We start from the raw sequence: 17,515 nt of genomic DNA on the forward strand, positions 1-17,515 counted from the left end.
CGGGCGAATGAGTCCCGGTTGTGTGCAACCCCAGCCACTCCAACACTTATACGAGCGATAGGGCACTTTTACGTGTTGTCCCCTACAGTTTAATGCTTCTTGCTCGTGTGCCACTCCACTTGAACACAAATCGAATCAATGAGTTATTTTTCTATAACTCTTGCGCGAGATCGCTATATGTCCTCCATTGAGATCTATAGCACTCAATACGACATGGTTATTTATTATCTTTCTTTGAAGCCCCCCTCTTTACCATTTATGGAAGATGATACATAAGGATATATGACGCTTTATTTGCACCAAATTTTAATAAACTTTATCCGGCGGCAATTACAGTGACAAAGGGAAATGTCTTGGGATAGTTGAAGGTAGGTAACAGACCTGAATTTATAGAGGATGTAAGGCTCACATGGCTCGATAAACGAATAACTTTAGGGTATGTATCTCTTGTTATACAAAGTCGCTTGATAGTCTTTTTAGGTGGGTTTCATCGTTAATAAGGTGGCTATCACTACTTATAAGTGATTTGTCACTCTCGTCCTCAACATGTGAACACTTTCAATATGAGACAGCCGATAAAGAAAAGCCGCTACTTACATAAATAAGTAACGGCTAATTCTAATACTTTAAAAATCCGGTCTTAGTTCATGCCGTATTTTTTTAGTTTCTTGCGAAGAGTACCGCGGTTGATACCCATCATAGTCGCTGCACGTGTTTGATTGCCGCGAGTGTACTGCATGATTGTATCTAGTAGTGGCTGTTCTACTTCAGCTAGAACTAATTCGTATAGTTCTGTTACTTCCTGGCCATTTAGTTGAGCAAGGTAGTTTTTAAGAGATGCTTTAACAGAGTCACGTAAAGGCTTCTGAGTAATCTGGTCTTGTGACGTTACTGTAGTTACTGTTAATGCTTCTGAAGTCAGATTTTGTTCGAACATATTCGGTCTAGCTCTTCTCTTAATTATGATGCAACGTTATCAAAATAACCTTCTAGCGCTTCGATTTGCAGCGTTGCTACATCGATAGCGTTGAAGGTACGGCGAAACTCACTTGCTTGCTCATGTTCTTTGAGGTACCAACCTACGTGCTTTCGCACGATACGTGGACCTAAGTACTCTCCATAAAATTCATGTAGAGCATTTACATGACCAAGCATAATGGTTTTCACCTCCTCTGGAGGAAGCTCATCCATTGTGGTGCCGTTTTCCAAATAGTGATGGATTTCTTGGAAAATCCAAGGACGGCCTTGGGCAGGACGTCCAATCATTAAAGCGTCCGCACCGGTATACTCCAGTACAAACTTGGCCTTCTCCGGACTATCGATATCACCGTTCGCGATAACCGGAATTGATATGGCCTCTTTTGCCGCTTTAATGCTGTCGTATTCGGCCTCACCTTTGTACATACATGCCTTTGTTCTGCCATGCAGAGCAAGAGCTTGTACGCCGCAGTCTTCGGCTAATTTAGCGATTTGGACACAGTTCTTGTTTGCTGTATCCCAGCCAGTGCGGGTCTTTAACGTTACAGGAACGTTCACTGAGTTCACTACCGCTTTTAATATCTCTTCGATAAGATTTGGGTATTGAAGCAGTGCAGAGCCCGCTAGCTTTTTATTCACTTTCTTTGCCGGGCAACCCATGTTGATATCGATGATTTGCGCACCGTTTTCAACACTGAATTGAGCTGCATCCGCCATAAGCTGTGGATCGGAACCTGCAATTTGTACTGAGCGAACGCCCGATTCGCCTTCATGTACCATACGTTGTTTCGACTTTGACGTTTTCCATAGTTTTGGATTAGCGGACATCATTTCGCTGACAGCCATTCCAGCACCATAACGAAGACACAACTCACGGAACGGTCTATCCGTTACACCAGCCATTGGGGCTACGATTAGATTGTTCTTAAGTTGGTAGTTTCCGATTTTCAAAACGTCACACAGTTCTGTACTAGCAAGGGCGCGCATTTTACGCATTTTTTCACTGCGTGAAAAGACTAATATTTGAGCATTTACAAAATGTTTTTGTAAATTGTATAATTTTCAAACAATTAGTATAAAAAACCTTATTTAGCCTTGCTTGCGGCCAGATATGCGGCACCATTCGTTTTGCTCAACGATAGGATCGATGTGCAACTGATCACGATAGTAATTCGCGACGTCTTCTGCTTGGGTATCTAAAACACCAGACATGGCAAGATGACCGTTGGGTTTGACCAGGCTCTTGATGACAGTGGCCAATTCGCGCAATGGACCTGCAAGGATGTTTGCGACAACGACATCTGCGCTAAGGCCTTGTGGCTGATTTTGAGGGAGATAGACGTGTAATTGATCAGCGACACCATTTCGTTCCGCGTTATCACGAGAGGCTTGTAAAGCTTGCGGATCAATATCGATCCCAATCACCTTTTCAGCACCGAGCTTAATTGCTGCGATGGCTAGAATTCCTGAACCACAACCAAAGTCGATAACGGTTTTACCGGAGAGGTCAAGACCTTCTAACCACTCAAGACAAAGAGCGGTGGTTGGATGGGTGCCTGTACCAAACGCAAGGCCGGGATCTAGCATGACGTTCACCGCTTCTGGTTCTGGAACTTCACGCCAACTTGGGCAAATCCACAAACGCTGGCCAAACTTCATTGGGTGGAAGTTTTCCATCCATTCGCGTTCCCAGTCTTTGTCTTCCAGTTGCTCTACCTTATAAGCAAAATCTTTTGTAAGCATGTTGCTCGCTTGAATGTGGCTGATGATAAAGCTTGTATCCGCTTCTGCATCATAGAGTGCCAGGATGTCAGTATCACCCCATAAGCGGGTCTCGCCAGGTAATGGTTCGAATACAGGTGTATCCTGTGCGTCTAGAAACGTTACTGATAGGGCACCCGTTTCTTCCATTAGCATGTCACCGATTTGCTCAGCGTTTTCATTCGTCGCGTTGAGTTTGATTTGAATCCAAGGCATTGGTTTGGCTCTTACAGTAGATTAAGTGGCGCAGAGTTTACCAGAACTCTGCGATTTGTTTGAGTATAGATACTATACAAAACAAAAATGCCCACATCTGTGGGCATTTGTCAGAAGTTTAACAAGGCTTATTGTAGGCCTAGTTTCTTCTCTAGGTAATGAATGTTGGCACCGCCGTGCTGGAAGTTCTCATCATTCATGATTGCCACTTGTAGTGGCACGTTAGTTTTAATGCCTTCGATGATCATCTCACTAAGTGCGTTTTTCATTCGCGCAATCGCTACATCACGGTTCTCACCGTAAGTGATCAGCTTACCAATCATTGAATCGTAATGAGGAGGTACTGAGTAACCCGTGTAGATGTGCGATTCCCAACGTACGCCCATGCCACCCGGAGAGTGGAAGCGTTCAATCTTACCTGGTGATGGTAGGAAGCGTTCTGGATCTTCTGCGTTGATACGACACTCAATTGCATGGCCGCGGATCTTAATGTCATCCTGAGTGAATGACAGAGGCTGGCCTGCAGCAACACGTAACTGCTCTTTGATTAGGTCGATACCCGTTACCATTTCTGTTACTGGGTGCTCTACCTGAATACGAGTGTTCATTTCGATGAAGTAGAACTCACCGTTTTCGTATAGGAATTCGAACGTACCTGCGCCACGGTAACCGATTTCGATACATGCACGAGTACAACGCTCACCGATGTACTTACGCATTTCTTCGGTAATGCCTGGTGCCGGCGCTTCTTCCACAACTTTCTGATGGCGACGCTGCATCGAACAGTCACGCTCGCAAGGTGGATAGCACCACCTTGGCCGTCAGCAATGACCTGCACTTCAACGTGACGAGGGTTTTCTAGGAATTTTTCCATGTAAACCATATCGTTGTTAAACGCTGCTTTTGCTTCTGCACGTGTCATAGCAATAGCTTGTACTAGCTCTTTTTCAGAACGTACAACACGCATACCACGACCGCCGCCACCGCCTGACGCTTTGATGATGACTGGGTAACCAATGCGTTTAGCAAACGCTTTGTTTTTCTCTTCATCATTGTCTAGTGGGCCGTCAGAACCTGGTACACAAGGAACGCCCGCTTTCTTCATTGCGTTTATCGCTGACACTTTGTCACCCATCAAGCGGATAGTTTCTGCTTTTGGTCCAACAAAAATGAAGCCACTGCGCTCAACTTGTTCTGCAAAATCTGCGTTTTCAGACAAGAAGCCGTAACCTGGGTGGATTGCCACTGCCCCTGTGACTTCTGCCGCAGAGATAATACGTGGAATATTTAGGTAGCTGTCGATACCACGAGCAGGACCGATACATACGGTTTCGTCTGCGAGTAGCACGTGCTTAAGATCACGGTCAGCTGTTGAGTGAACAGCAACGGTCTTAATACCTAACTCTTTACAAGCGCGAAGTATACGAAGTGCAATTTCACCTCGGTTCGCGATGACTACTTTATCTAGCATAAGGCAAGCCCCGCTTATTCGATTACAACAAGAGGTTGGTCGAATTCAACTGGTTGTCCGTCTTCAGCAAGAATTGCTTTTACAACGCCAGATTTGTCCGCTTCAATTTGGTTCATCATTTTCATTGCTTCAACGATACACAGTGTATCGCCTTCGCTAACTTGCTGACCAACTTCTATAAATGCACCGGCGTCAGGACTTGGAGAGCGGTAGAAAGTACCGACCATTGGAGAAAGAACTTGGTGACCAGCTGGAGCTGCTGCTGGTGCCTCCGTTGTAGTTGGTGCTTCTGCTACAGGTGCCGGTGCTGCTGCAGGCGCTGCTACTGGCGCAGCTGCGTAATGCATAGGCGCTGGCGCTGGTGCACCATGACGGCTGATGCGCACAGATTCTTCACCTTCAGAAATCTCTAGCTCAGCGATGCCAGACTCTTCAACTAACTCAATTAGCTTCTTTATTTTACGAATATCCATGTTTACTTTCTCTTTTATCTTGTGATTAAGACAACCTTTTCAGGTTGCAGAGTGTCAGGGTTACTTTGATTGCAGCTTAGCTATCGCTGCAGACAAAGCGAATTCATAACCTTGCGCGCCTAAGCCGCAAATTACGCCTTCTGCTTTATCAGACAGATAAGAATGATGGCGAAACGGCTCACGTGCATGCACGTTTGAAAGGTGTACTTCGATAAATGGTATAGCCACGCCAAGTAATGCATCTCTCAGTGCAACACTCGTATGAGTGAAAGCTGCTGGATTAATGATGATGAAATCAACGTTATCATAGGAGGCATGAATGGCTTCAATCAGTTCGTATTCACGATTTGATTGTAGATGATCGAGCTCTATACCTGCCTGATGAGCTTGTTCAGTTAAGGTATCAACGATTTGTGCTAAAGTACTTGTACCGTAATGTGTTGGTTCTCGGAGACCTAACAGGTTGATATTTGGTCCATTTAGAACAAGAATTCGTGATTTTGCTGACATTGTGTGGCTATCTTCCCTTATCGTGAGTGGAACGCTTATGTTCCTATATATACGATAATTCAGCACGATTTTTTTGTTAAAACCGAGCAAATTTTAAGAAATCGACCAAGATTATAGCTAATTCATAGCAATTAGCAGCAATTTACTGGTCTAATCTCCTAATGTGCTACCTGATTTCTGTAACCGGGTTAACAAAAATAACATAATTGCCATTCACCTTTTGAGGGTATTTTGTCGCAAAAATTAAAAAACCGCCATGTAGATTGGCGGTTTTGAAATGAAGAGCTTGAAACGAAGTTGCAACTTATACGAGTTCAGCCTTCTCCGCGATAAGCTTGTCCACTACGCTTGGATCTGCCAGGGTGGAAGTATCGCCTAGATTACTGGTATCTCCGGTGGCAATCTTGCGCAAGATACGACGCATAATTTTGCCTGAACGTGTCTTCGGTAATGAGTCTGTCCAATGCAGCACATCTGGTGTTGCGATTGGACCGATTTCCTTCCTAACCCAATCTTTTACTTCCTTGTGTAACTCTGCTGATGGAAATTCACCATCATTCAGCGTGATGTAAGCGTAGATCGCCTGACCTTTAATGTCATGTGGAATACCCACGATCGCGGCCTCAGCAATTTTATGGTGTGCAACAAGTGCGGATTCGATCTCCGCTGTACCCATTCGGTGGCCTGAGACGTTCAGTACATCATCCACACGACCTGTAATCCAATAGTAACCATCTTCATCACGTCGAGCACCATCACCTGTAAAGTACATGCCTTTGAATGTGGAGAAGTAGGTTTGTTCAAAGCGTTCATGGTCACCGTAGACCGTACGCATTTGACCAGGCCATGAATCGAGAATCACTAAGTTGCCTTCGCTCGCACCTTCAATCACATTCCCCATGTTATCAACCAGTGCTGGTTGTACACCGAAGAATGGGCGAGTCGCAGAGCCCGGTTTAAGATCAGTGGCTCCTGGCAATGGTGTGATTAGGATGCCACCTGTTTCCGTTTGCCACCAAGTATCAACAATTGGTGATTTTTCATTACCGATAGTTTTGTAGTACCACTCCCATGCTTCAGGTTGATTGGCTCACCGACAGAACCCATGATACGCAGACTGTCACGAGTCGTGCCGTCTACTGCTTCATCCCCTTTCGCCATCAGTGCGCGAATTGCAGTTGGTGCCGTGTAGAGAATATTCACCTGATGCTTGTCAACAACTTCACTCATGCGGCTTGTATTTGGATAGTTTGGCACCCCTTCGAACAAGATGGTTTTCGCACCATTCGCCAGTGGACCATAGACAAGGTATGTGTGACCGGTAATCCAGCCTACATCTGCTGTACACCAGAAGGTTTCACCTGGTTGGTAGTCAAAAACGTATTTGAACGTCATGGCCGCATAAACCAAGTAGCCACCTGTTGTATGTAATACGCCTTTAGGTTTACCGGTTGAGCCTGACGTGTAGAGAATGAAGAGCGGATCTTCTGCGTTCATCGCTTCTGGCGGGCAAACATCAGATACTTTTGATGTTGCTTCATGCCACCAAACATCACGATGATCATGCCATTCTACATCACCACCGGTACGCTTCAGAACGATCACTTTGCTGATGGTTTTTACATCAGGGTTAGTCAGGGCCTCGTCAACGTTCTTTTTCAATGGTACTGCACGCCCACCACGAACCCCTTCATCGGCAGTGATGACCACTTTTGCATCTGAATCGATAATTCGGCCAGATAGCGCCTCAGGTGAGAAGCCACCAAACACGACGGTATGAACCGCACCAATGCGCGTACATGCGAGCATTGCGATAGCCGCTTCCGGGACCATTGGCATGTATAGACATACCACATCACCTTTACGCACCCCTTGTTCTTTAAGCGCGTTGGAGAATTTACACACTTCTTTGTGCAATTCATTGAAGGTTAGTGTTTTATCATCTGTTGGGTCATCGCCTTCCCATATGATGGCGACATCGTCCCCGTGCTCTGCTAGATGGCGGTCAATACAGTTGGCAGAGACATTGAGTGTGCCGTCTTCAAACCAGCGAATGTCGACATGGCCTGTGTCGAAAGACGTGCTCTTAACTTTGGTGAAAGGTTTAATCCAATCAACAATTTTGCCATGTTCGCTCCAAAAGCCTTCTGGATCGTTCACCGACTGCTGATACATGGCTAAGTAGGTATCATTATCCGCGTGTGTATGAGTTTTAATGTTTTCTTTTACCGGATAAACGTGGGCTTCGCTCATGGCTTCTCTCCTTGTGCCTTTCATTCTCGGCCTTACATCAAACTACGTAACATGTTGGGCTACGCAATATGTTGATTCTTTATATTTGTAGGGCTGTTTATTACTTTCAAATTTGGTCATCGTCTTAATAGCGACGCTGTGCGTATAACTGTTAGTCACGGCGCGTATTTCTACAATTAGACTTTAGGATGAGAGTGACGAGTACGCAGGAAAATCTCTCAAACAAGCGATATTATGAGAGCTATATCAATACTTGTTAGCGATAAGGTGCGGTGATATTGGGTAAGTCACCTTTGGTAAGACGGACAAAAACCAATGCCGCAGAAATGGCATCTTGCAACGCGTCGTGCTTATCCTGAATGGGGAGCTCTAGGTGTTTACAAATTGCATCCAAGCTTAAGTCGAAATAGGCATTGGGTAAGTGCCTTTCCAGCTTATCATGATAGATCTGGCTGACTTCAATCAGCGAGTTCGGGAGTGGAAAGCCCAATTGTCGCTGACAGGCCAAATCTAATATTTTTTTATCATAGCGAATGTGATATCCCACTAACGGGCGGTTTCCAATGAAGTCTAATAATTTTAATAGGGCTTCTTTTTCACTGATGCCATCGGCTAAATCTTGGTGGCGAATTCGATGGATTTTCACCGAGCCAGAATCGAGAGACTGAGGCGCACGTAAACGAACTTCGAATGGTTGACTGGTGATAATGCGGTTATCGATAATTTTCGTCGCTGCGATAGTAACCAACTCGGCTCGATTGGGATCTAAGCTGGTGGTTTCACAGTCAAGAGAAACGAACTCCGTTTTGTTAGGCGCACCAAATAGTGACTGATGGGGAGAGCCTTTCAGCCTGTAATGCCAATATCTGCGTTGCAGCCAGTTCATATTCGTATCCCTTATATATGCAGAACAACAGGCCTAATCACGAATTTGATAGTGGAAGCCAAGGAACTGTTTAAACTTCTTCACAACATGCAAACTGTGGCGCAGTAGGTCACGTTCTGTTCTATCCAGCTGTTTGATGTCAATGTTGTTGAGCGCTTCTTGCTTACCGAGTTGTTGACTGAGACGAATTTTAAAAAATTGTTTGAGCGCTTCGCTTAAGTTATCCGCGGTTTCTGGCTCTAAAATGTGTTTGTTTCTCAAGGCCTCGATACGCTCGAAGGTGTTCTTTTCCTCAATGGCATACTCTAATGACAGAGTGCGAATACCATGAACAATCGGGAAAATGCCTCCTCGTTTGATGTCTAACCCATCCTTGGCACTTTTTACGTTACCAAACAGCGTTAAGGGGACAGAGAACTGAAGAGCAGGCCGAGTAAAATCGGACAATACCAGCATGCGGTCCTTCATCGAGTCTCTGAGATGTTCGGTAATGAGGGTCAATAACTCTCGGTTGCCAGCAACAGCGTGAGCATCACTGAATATGGCTAAGTCCATGATCTGTTCAGGCTGAGCTTTCTCAATCCAGCGATCTAAGGTGGTTATCCAATTGTGCTGTGTTTTCACCCATTTCGGGTTGTTGACCATGACTTTACCCGGGCAGAGTGGATAACCCAATTGCTGTAACGTGTGAGTAAAGGCTTGCATGATCTGACTGCATTGGGGCCATTCCAGTCCATTTTCCAAAATCAGCGCATTGTCCTGGTCGGTCTTAAGAATTTGTTCGCCACGTCCTTCGGAACCTAACACAATTAAGCAGCAGTGTTTGTGCAGCGCTGGGGGGACGATTAACTCAAAGGCCTTTTCAATGATTTGTTCGTTGACTGCGGAAATCAGTTCCATAATAAAGCGCGTCCGTATGCCATTTTTTAATAAGCTTTCTACCAATTGGCGTTGTCGATTTGAAGCGAGGACTAACTCTTCTACGCTGCTGGCTCGGGCAATACTCAGTGTGAGAACGTGAGAGTGCGTAGAAAAGGCACTGAGAATCTGCGTCATATCCAACATGCCGACAGCTTGGTTGCCATCGCATACCATGAGACGCTTCATGCGGTTACGTGTCATGGTGATCATGGCATTAAACAGAAAATCACCATCATCGACATGATAAACCGGGAAGGTTGCGATTTCGCCGACAGGTGTGGTGACTGCACAACCGTCTAACATCACCGAGTGGAGCATGTTGGTACGCGTAACAATGGCATACGGGTGTGCTGACGGCCATTGTTCTAGCCTTGGGTCGTTTGGAGGGATTGTCACTAAAGCGGCATCAATACTGTTTTCTTTAAGGGTTTGAGTGACCTGATTAATCGGCGTTTCCGGTGCAAGGATCATCGGAGGGTGATAAATACTGCGATCGACTTTGGTAAGAATAAACTCGGCTAGGTTTTGCTGTTGCTGGGCGGCTTCTATCAGTGCTTGGCGTTTTGATAAGTTGTTATCAAAGTAAGCGGCAAACTGTCCGTTCTCGTTATAAAGCTCTATAAACACGTCTTTGGGCAGCAAGTACGACAGGGTGTCTTCGAGCGCGACATATTGGTGACGAACATTGTCTTCAAATTGAGAGCGGACATCAAACATATCGTCGTTAGCGTAGTGCGCGAAAACCTCGGTTTGGTCTTTGGAACGTTCTTCTACCGCGCCTTTTATCAGGATGTGCAAATGAGGATTGGTTTGCCCGCTAGATAAAATGACATCTCTGGCACGATAATAGGCCACATCGAGAGACGAACGCAGTCGAGTCTGTTGTTGATGGGTTAGACGATCGAATGGGGGAGACTGCATATTAAATTTATCAGGCATGTGTGCACCTAACGTTGGGAAGAATACACTCTAAGTCTGACAAATTTCTTCCCGTAAGCCAGACGACTTTGGTCTAACGCACCTCTTTCTTTTCTCAATATGTTATTTGGTGAGAATTTGCGCTCTATCGAGGAAACGGTAAGTTGCTTATTCTTCCCTTTTTCTCCCACGCTTTGCGATCAATAATCCACGGGTATACTCAAGCACCTGCACGTTACTTGAGTATAGAACGTTGGTGTTTAAACTAGGATAATAATAATGTTGAAACCTTCTCCGTATGGCTGGATTTCCCAGTATTTTCTCGGGTTCTTTTTTGCTTATGGTGTTTATCTGCCATTTTGGTCTTTGTGGTTTAAAGAGCAAGGTGTCTCTCCAACTGACATCGGTTTACTGGTTGGTTTGGGGTTGGCGACGCGTTGTGTCGCGAATTTAGTTATTACGCCCCGAATTCATCGGGTTGAACGTCTCATGCCCACTTTACGTTGGCTAAGCTTTGCTGCCCTTATTTTTGTTGGCTTCCACTTTTTCACGGGCGGCAATTTTTGGTTAATGGCGTTAGCAACAGTACTGTTTAATTTGTGTTGTGGTCCCGTGGTGCCCTTGTCCGACGCAATGGCGAATTACTACGCCCGCCTTAAAATGCTGGACTACGGTCGAACGCGTTTATGGGGGTCGCTGGCGTTCATCGGTGGCTCGACGGTGGTGGGATACTTAGTGGCTGAGTTTGGGTCAGATATGATCTTGTATACCGCCATTGTAGGTATATCGGTCTCGTTATTGTTTGCGATGCGAAATACTAACCCAATGCCTGTCACGCTTGGAAGCCAGCATGCAGAACGACCAAAACTATCAACGTTGTTAACCGATAAGCCAGTTATCAAATTTTTAGTGTTAGCTTCACTGATTCAAGGCAGTCATGCGGCCTACTACGGTTTTAGTGCTATTCACTGGAAGACGGCAGGCCATTCGGAAGACGTGATCGGTTATCTGTGGAGCTTAGGGGTTGCTGCTGAAGTTGCTGTATTCGCGATGAGCAAGCGACTGTTTGCCGGATGGTCTTTACGTACCATGTTTGTTGTTGCGGCTTGTGGTGTGATGATGCGCTGGGGGATAACGGCTGGAACTACCTCGATTGTTGCTTTAGTCATTGTGCAGTTATTGCATGGGGTGACGTTTGCTGCCGCGCACATTGCCGCGATTCAATACATTCAAAACTCCGAAGAGAATAAAATGGTGGCATTGCAAGCGTTGTACAATGCGATCCCTCTAGGCGCATTTATCGCGTTGATGACGGTGCTAAGTGGCTGGGGATATGAACACTGGGGAGCTGCGGTTTTCTGGGCCATGGCGGCAATGGGATTGATCGCCCTATTTATTAAATTGGAACCACAACAGCCAGCTACCCATGCTGTTGACTTGTCTGATAATGCACTTGAAACACAGAATTAAACTTCTGTGACAACGGTTAAGAACTAACCTTTGTCTCCATTGTAAAAGCAGTGTTAAATGAAACCTCTCCCTTATGGAGAGGTTTTTTATTTCTGTAAGAAAGGATATCGGATGCAAGGATGGTTGGTGGTTCCCGTTTCTCTAGCGTACTTGGGGACTTTATTTATTATCGCTTGGTACGGCGACATTCAGAAACGCTGGCTTGCGCGTTGGCGACCGTGGATCTACAGCCTATCCATTGCGGTGTATTGTACTTCGTGGACCTTCTACGGCACGGTTGGTCAGGCGAGTAGTAACCCTTGGTCTTTCTTACCTATCTATATCGCACCGATTCTTGTATTTACGATTGGTTGGCGCTTACTTGCCCGTCTCATCTTAATCGCCAAGCGTGAACATATTACGTCGATTGCCGACTTTATTGGTGCTCGATATGGCAAGTCACAGGGTTTGGCCGTGGTGGTTACGCTGATCGCAGTGGTCGGTATTCTTCCCTATATCGCTTTGCAATTGCGTGGTATCACCATGGGGCTGGAGGTGATATCACCAACGTTAGCGACGGACTTCGGTTATCAGAATCACAGTGTTTCGTGGTTTGTCGTCGGTGCGTTAGCCATTTTTACCATGTTGTTCGGTACACGGCACATTGACAACACGGAGCATCACCGTGGAATGATGATGGCGATTGCGTTTGAATCGATCGTCAAACTGTTCGCGTTTTTAGTCGTAGGGGTGTTTATTGTTTGGCTAGCGCTGAATTCAGAAGGCTTTAGTTTGGTCGACATTGCCGTGGAGACTTATCAAGCGCCGAATATTCCCACCATCCTCATTCACACCGTATTAACCATGTTGGCTATCGTCTGCTTGCCACGTCAATTTCATACCATGGTGGTCGAAAACGAACGCGCGCAAGACTTGCATGTTGCACGCTGGTTGTTCCCACTTTATTTGGTTCTTATGGGCGTTTTTGTTTTGCCGATTGCGTGGGTAGGGCAAGGCTTATTGAGTGGCACTTCACCCGACACTTATGTGATCAGTTTACCCATGTCGGTAGGGGCGAGTGAGGTGGCTTTACTGGCTTTCCTTGGTGGAACCTCTGCTGCGAGCGGTATGGTGATCGTCTCTACGATCGCTTTGGCGATTATGGTGTCGAATGATTTGGTGATGCCGCTGATTTTACGGCGTATGCGTTTAGCGCAGCGTAGTCATCAGCATTTTTCTGAACTGTTGGTGTTGATTCGTCGTGCGCTGATTCTAATTTTATTGATTGGTGCATGGGGCTTTTATCAAGCTTTGGGCTCGATTCACTCACTCTCTGCGATCGGTTTTCTCTCGTTTGCCGCGATCACGCAATTTGCACCAGCTTTGATTGGAGGCATGTATTGGCGTCAAGCGAATAAGAAAGGTGTGTATGTTGGTCTTGCCGTCGGCTTTGCCCTGTGGTTGATCACATTGATGACACAAACGGATTTGCTGGCTGGTAATGCGAGTAATAACTTACTGATTTGGATGATCACCCCCCCTGAAGTGATCGCTAACTTAGATGTTTCTATATCAGACTGGGGCATGATTCTTAGCGTGTTGGTAAATATGCTCTGTTTTGTTGTCGTTTCTTTGGTGACGAGACCAAGTCTAAGTGAGCGCTTACAATCTGCCGCTTTCGTTGGCACGCCGTTACCAGAAAGTGAAAATATCAGCCTATACCAAAGCCGTGTGACTGTTGCTGAGTTGGAAATGCTCGCGTCACGCTTTGTTGGTCGACCTCGAGTCAAAGTGGCCTTTCAAGCATATTGGTCTCAGCAGCGCGAGGAGTTGATGCCCAACCAGCAAGCCCCTTCAACATTGATTCGCCATACCGAACGAGTATTGGCTGGGGTGTTTGGTGCCTCTTCTGCTAAGTTAGTACTTACTTCTGCCTTGCAGGGCAGAAACATGCAGTTAGAAGAGGTGGCGACCATCGTGGATGAGGCCTCTGAGCTGTACGATTTCAGCCGTGGATTATTGCAGGGGGCGATAGAACACATCGGCCAGGGTATTGCTGTAGTGGACAAACAGCTGCGGCTGGTGGCATGGAACCAGCGTTATCTGGAGTTGTTTGAGTTCCCCCCGGGACTGATTCAAGTAGGAAGGCCCATCGCAGAGGTTATCAGGCACAATGCGGAGTGCGGTTTATGCGGTCCAGGCGATCCGGAAGACCATGTTCGCCGCCGTGTGTATCACCTAGAGCAAGGTACCCGACATACCTCCTCCCGCGTACGCCCTGATGGTAGAGTCATAGAAGTCCAAGGTAACCCAATGCCTGGTGGTGGTTTTGTGATGAGTTTTACGGACATCACGGTTTTCCGCGATGCAGAACAAGCACTGAAAGAAGCGAATGAGACGTTGGAAGAGCGTGTACGAGTGCGTACTCGAGAGCTTGAACAACTGAATAAACAACTGGTCGCCGCGACGCAGCGTTCTGACCTAGAGTCGAAATCCAAATCTCGCTTCCTTGCTGCCGTCAGCCATGACTTAATGCAGCCCCTTAATGCGGCAAGACTATTTGCCTCTTCTCTTTCTGAAGTCGCCAAAGATAGTGAAACGAGAAAGCTCTCCTCACACATTGAAAGTGCACTCGGAGCAGCAGAAGATTTGATTGGCGACTTGCTGGATATTTCCCGTTTGGAATCGGGCAAGCTGGAAGTACATGTGCAAAGTTTTGCGGTGAATGACGTGTTGGCGAACCTGAATGCAGAGTTCAGCGCGTTAGCCAAACAGCAGGGGATCGAGTTCACCATGATCCCATCTTCGCTTATGGTGAAATCGGATCCAAAACTGTTGCGTCGTGTGGTGCAAAACTTTCTCACCAATGCGTTTCGTTACAGCCCGAAGGGCAAAGTCGCATTGGGTGTGCGTCGGGTGAAAGGACAGGTGCGCATTGATGTGTGGGATAACGGCATGGGCATTGCTGAAGATAAGCAGCAGGAGATCTTTGAAGAGTTTAACCGTGGCACACAAGTACGCTCGGATCAAGGCTTAGGTCTGGGACTGGCGATTTCCAAAGGGATTGCACAAGTTCTGGAGCATGAGATTTCTATGCGTTCTTGGCTGGGTCGAGGCAGTGTGTTCTCGATCACGCTGGATAAAGCCGAGAATGTCCAGCCGCGGCCAGTTCAGGCTGTGAGCCCAACTCAATCAGAGTTAAGCCATTTGAGAATTTTGTGTGTTGATAATGAGCCTGATATCTTGGTCGGGATGGAGAATTTACTCTCTCGCTGGGGGTGTGACACACGAGTGGCCATCGATTTAATGGAAAGTCTGCATGCCCTAGAAGATGGTTGGGTACCTGATGTTATTTTTTCTGATTATCGGCTCGATAATGGACGCACTGGTTTGGAAGTATTGCAGCAGTGTCGACTGCGCTTAGGGAACACTTTTGAAGGGGTGATCATCAGTGCAGACCGTACCAACGACATGTTGGATGGTATTAAAGCAAACGGCTTTAGCTTTATTGCTAAGCCAGTCAAACCATTGAAGTTACGTTCAGTGTTAAATCGAGTTGCGTAGCGGTCAGTTACTAGTGAGTCAAAAGAGACCTCCGCGACGAGGTCTCTTTACTCGCCGGGCATTTATTCCGCCATCCCTCCTAGAGTTAATTTAGCCGGATCAAGTAACCGCTCTAGCGTCGCGCGGTCTAAATCGGTTTCCTCTTCCGCCACATCGATGATCGCACGCCCTTGTTGGTAAGCTTTCTTGGCTACTTCTGCTGCTTTCAAGTAACCAATAACCGGGTTGAGCGCAGTGACTAAAATAGGATTTTTCGCGAGTGCAACATCAAGATTGTCTTGTCTTACTTCAAACGTTGCTATCGCTTTGTCAGCTAACGCTACGGCACTATTCGACAATAACTCAATACTTTCCAATACGTTGTGCGCAATGACTGGCAGCATTACATTAAGCTGAAAGTTACCTGATTGGCCTGCAATCGTAATCGTTGCATCATTACCTATTACTTGTGCTGAGGCCATGGCCGCAGCCTCTGGAATGACGGGGTTTACCTTGCCAGGCATGATGGAAGAACCAGGTTGTAACCCTTGCAACTCAATTTCTCCTATCCCAGCTAAGGGCCCCGAGTTCATCCAGCGAAGATCATTGGCGATCTTCATGATCGCAACTGCGGCGGTTTTGAGCTGTCCGGACAACGCAATGATCGCATCCTGACTGCTGAGATTAAAAAAGAAATTATCACTGGCAGTGAATTGTATTTTTGTCGCCTGGCTTAAATTCGTTGCAAACAACTGGGCAAAGCGTGGATCCGCATTGATCCCAGTACCAACCGCAGTTCCACCTTGTGCCAAAGCTTTCACTGTTGGCAAAGTGTGTTCAATGGCTTGCATAGCGTGCTCAATTTGATATTGCCAGCCGCTCAGTTCTTGGGCAAAGGTTATCGGCATAGCATCCATCAAATGTGTCCGGCCGGTTTTGACTACGTCTTTGAGCGCTTGCTGTTTAGATTGGAGCGTCTCACTTAAATGATTAAGAGCAGGCAGTAATCTTGTTTCAACCGCCAATGTCGAACTTAACTGAATAGCCGTGGGGACCACATCATTACTGCTTTGCCCCATATTGACGTCATCATTTGGGCTAATTGAGGTGCCAAGAAGTTCAGAGGCCAGCGTCGCAATGACTTCGTTTGCGTTCATATTGGAGCTGGTGCCAGACCCGGTTTGAAACACATCTACCGGAAATTGTGTGAGGTGTTGCCCATCAATAATGGTCTGCGCTGCGTCAGCGATGGCGTTGGCAATATCTTGTTCAAGTAGACCGAGCTGAGCATTGGTGAGTGCTGCGCTTTGCTTTATGCGGGCTAAGGCTTGGATAAACTCGGTTGGCATCGTGTGACGGCTAAAGGCAAAGTTGTTTACAGCACGCTGAGTTTGGGCTTGATACAAAGCGTTTTCGGGGACTTTTACTTCGCCCATACTGTCGGTTTCAATACGGAAGTTGGTTGTCATGGTGGCATCCTGTTTGTTACCAAAAGGTGTTATACCAACCATAGATGATTTATTCGTGGAATGAGGGTAAAAAGCCGACGCTTAGGAATAAACATCGGCTTAAAATGAACGGTGATTTTTATCCAAGGGCGCTATTGGTCTTCCGTAAACAGGGTTTCGTATTTGATGAATGCGGTTTGCGTTTCACCATAATAAAGCGTGCCTTCTGCTTGAATAGCGACTCTTAACCAACTTTCTTCTGATGCAGGTCTTGGCAAGGTAATGTACCAGCTTTGTCCCGTTTGATCGGCAGAGATCATATCAACGGGTTGCCCATCTTTTTCTTGGTCCTTGACGACTGACAGTTTCACGCCTTCAAGAGGGAAAGCAGAATGCAACGACAGGTCGAGTGTGTTGTCAGTCAGACTCTCGGAACGGAACTTCACTTTAAAGTCCCCATTTTCCATATCGCACAAGCCGCTGGTGTAACGACAGTTGGATTTGCTAACTAGCTTATAACTTTCACCTTCTACTGCCGCATGCGGTTTTTCACTTAATGCGATATCAGTGCCGAAATAGGCGATCAAAGAGAGGACAGGGGCAATCAGCAGAGCAATAATTAAATGCTTATTTTTGAACATCTTGGCTTCCTTGCAACAACAGGTTACGAATACGGTAACCGAAAACT

12 protein-coding genes and 2 pseudogenes are annotated in these 17,515 nt (G+C 46.4%); 2 read left to right on the forward strand and 12 right to left on the reverse strand.

The features are described 5' to 3' along the window. Window positions 1–640 precede the first annotated feature (640 nt). From fis to SU60_RS07335, 10 genes and pseudogenes are all read right to left on the reverse strand, one after another. On the reverse strand, window positions 641–937 hold the full coding sequence (gene fis / locus SU60_RS07295; RefSeq protein ID WP_000462885.1) for a DNA-binding transcriptional regulator Fis: 297 nt from the start codon (window positions 935–937) through the stop codon (window positions 641–643). A gap of 23 nt (window positions 938–960) precedes the next feature. Continuing rightward, on the reverse strand, window positions 961–1,929 hold the full coding sequence (gene dusB, locus SU60_RS07300; RefSeq protein ID WP_041155025.1) for a tRNA dihydrouridine synthase DusB: 969 nt from the start codon (window positions 1,927–1,929) through the stop codon (window positions 961–963). A gap of 138 nt (window positions 1,930–2,067) precedes the next feature. Further along, window positions 2,068–2,955 (reverse strand): 50S ribosomal protein L11 methyltransferase, encoded by an 888-nt coding sequence (gene prmA, locus SU60_RS07305; RefSeq protein WP_041154944.1) that lies wholly within the window; start codon window positions 2,953–2,955, stop codon window positions 2,068–2,070. Window positions 2,956–3,083: 128 nt separating this feature from the next. Further along, entirely contained in the window at window positions 3,084–3,524 is a 441-nt protein-coding gene (locus SU60_RS22890) for an acetyl-CoA carboxylase biotin carboxylase subunit family protein (RefSeq protein ID WP_425337374.1), read from the reverse strand. After that, window positions 3,522–4,426 (reverse strand): annotated as a pseudogene (locus SU60_RS07310) (ATP-binding protein); the annotation flags it as partial. The gene SU60_RS22890 and the pseudogene SU60_RS07310, both read right to left, overlap by 3 nt. Window positions 4,427–4,440: 14 nt before the next feature. Beyond that, complete coding sequence (accB, locus tag SU60_RS07315) at window positions 4,441–4,899, reverse strand: acetyl-CoA carboxylase biotin carboxyl carrier protein (protein ID WP_041154945.1); 459 nt, start codon at window positions 4,897–4,899, stop codon at window positions 4,441–4,443. Between the two features lie 60 nt (window positions 4,900–4,959). Beyond that, window positions 4,960–5,409 carry a type II 3-dehydroquinate dehydratase gene (gene aroQ / locus SU60_RS07320; protein WP_041154946.1) on the reverse strand — a complete coding sequence of 150 codons (450 nt, stop codon included), beginning with the start codon at window positions 5,407–5,409 and terminating at the stop codon, window positions 4,960–4,962. A gap of 304 nt (window positions 5,410–5,713) precedes the next feature. After that, window positions 5,714–7,662 (reverse strand): annotated as a pseudogene (gene acs / locus SU60_RS07325) (acetate--CoA ligase). A gap of 256 nt (window positions 7,663–7,918) precedes the next feature. After that, window positions 7,919–8,548 carry a 3'-5' exonuclease gene (locus SU60_RS07330; RefSeq protein WP_041154947.1) on the reverse strand — a complete coding sequence of 210 codons (630 nt, stop codon included), beginning with the start codon at window positions 8,546–8,548 and terminating at the stop codon, window positions 7,919–7,921. 33 nt (window positions 8,549–8,581) lie between these two features. Then, the gene (locus SU60_RS07335; protein WP_041154948.1) at window positions 8,582–10,408 is read right to left on the reverse strand and encodes a DUF294 nucleotidyltransferase-like domain-containing protein; all 1,827 of its coding nucleotides are present in this window, start codon (window positions 10,406–10,408) and stop codon (window positions 8,582–8,584) included. A 258-nt stretch (window positions 10,409–10,666) separates the two neighbouring features. Between SU60_RS07335 and SU60_RS07340 the strand changes: the two genes are divergently transcribed. Both SU60_RS07340 and SU60_RS07345 read left to right on the forward strand, forming a co-directional pair. Beyond that, window positions 10,667–11,857, forward strand: a complete 1,191-nt coding sequence (locus tag SU60_RS07340; protein ID WP_041154949.1) for a 3-phenylpropionate MFS transporter — start codon at window positions 10,667–10,669, stop codon at window positions 11,855–11,857. Between the two features lie 111 nt (window positions 11,858–11,968). Then, the gene (locus tag SU60_RS07345; protein ID WP_041154950.1) at window positions 11,969–15,400 is read left to right on the forward strand and encodes a hybrid sensor histidine kinase/response regulator; all 3,432 of its coding nucleotides are present in this window, start codon (window positions 11,969–11,971) and stop codon (window positions 15,398–15,400) included. Window positions 15,401–15,462: 62 nt separating this feature from the next. Here the strand turns inward: SU60_RS07345 and SU60_RS07350 are convergent, their stop codons facing one another. Together SU60_RS07350 and SU60_RS07355 are read right to left on the reverse strand one after the other, a co-directional pair. Continuing rightward, on the reverse strand, window positions 15,463–16,848 hold the full coding sequence (locus tag SU60_RS07350; RefSeq protein WP_041155026.1) for a class II fumarate hydratase: 1,386 nt from the start codon (window positions 16,846–16,848) through the stop codon (window positions 15,463–15,465). Window positions 16,849–16,979: 131 nt separating this feature from the next. Further along, a complete protein-coding gene (locus SU60_RS07355) occupies window positions 16,980–17,468 on the reverse strand; it encodes a hypothetical protein (protein ID WP_041154951.1) in 489 nt (162 codons plus the stop codon). Window positions 17,469–17,515 lie beyond the last annotated feature (47 nt).

Origin of the sequence: Vibrio mytili (assembly GCF_000830505.1) — a bacterium.
Taxonomy (GTDB): Bacteria; Pseudomonadota; Gammaproteobacteria; order Enterobacterales; family Vibrionaceae; genus Vibrio; species Vibrio mytili.